Origin of the sequence: Escherichia sp. E4385 (assembly GCF_963883145.1) — a bacterium.
Lineage (GTDB): Bacteria > Pseudomonadota > Gammaproteobacteria > Enterobacterales > Enterobacteriaceae > Escherichia.
In genome coordinates, this window is sequence record NZ_CAWOOJ010000031.1 from 1 (window position 1) to 1019 (window position 1019).

1 protein-coding gene is annotated in these 1019 nt (G+C 53.7%); it reads left to right on the forward strand.

What is annotated here, in order from left to right; all coding sequences use genetic code 11:
- On the forward strand, positions 1–1019 hold a 1019-nt coding region (gene tuf, locus AACS80_RS23555; protein ID WP_000407794.1), incomplete at both ends, for an elongation factor Tu.

A 1019-nucleotide genomic window follows, 5' to 3' on the forward strand; every position in this document is an offset into this window, starting at 1 on the left:
GCATTCGACCAGATCGATAACGCGCCGGAAGAAAAAGCTCGTGGTATCACCATCAACACTTCTCACGTTGAATATGACACCCCGACCCGTCACTACGCACACGTAGACTGCCCGGGGCACGCCGACTATGTTAAAAACATGATCACCGGTGCTGCTCAGATGGACGGCGCGATCCTGGTAGTTGCTGCGACTGACGGCCCGATGCCGCAGACTCGTGAGCACATCCTGCTGGGTCGTCAGGTAGGCGTTCCGTACATCATCGTGTTCCTGAACAAATGTGACATGGTTGATGACGAAGAGCTGCTGGAACTGGTTGAAATGGAAGTTCGTGAACTTCTGTCTCAGTACGACTTCCCGGGCGACGACACTCCGATCGTTCGTGGTTCTGCTCTGAAAGCGCTGGAAGGCGACGCAGAGTGGGAAGCGAAAATCCTGGAACTGGCTGGCTTCCTGGATTCTTACATTCCGGAACCAGAGCGTGCGATTGACAAGCCGTTCCTGCTGCCGATCGAAGACGTATTCTCCATCTCCGGTCGTGGTACCGTTGTTACCGGTCGTGTAGAACGCGGTATCATCAAAGTTGGTGAAGAAGTTGAAATCGTTGGTATCAAAGAGACTCAGAAGTCTACCTGTACTGGCGTTGAAATGTTCCGCAAACTGCTGGACGAAGGCCGTGCTGGTGAGAACGTAGGTGTTCTGCTGCGTGGTATCAAACGTGAAGAAATCGAACGTGGTCAGGTACTGGCTAAGCCGGGCACCATCAAGCCGCACACCAAGTTCGAATCTGAAGTGTACATTCTGTCCAAAGATGAAGGCGGCCGTCATACTCCGTTCTTCAAAGGCTACCGTCCGCAGTTCTACTTCCGTACTACTGACGTGACTGGTACCATCGAACTGCCGGAAGGCGTAGAGATGGTAATGCCGGGCGACAACATCAAAATGGTTGTTACCCTGATCCACCCGATCGCGATGGACGACGGTCTGCGTTTCGCAATCCGTGAAGGCGGCCGTACCGTTGG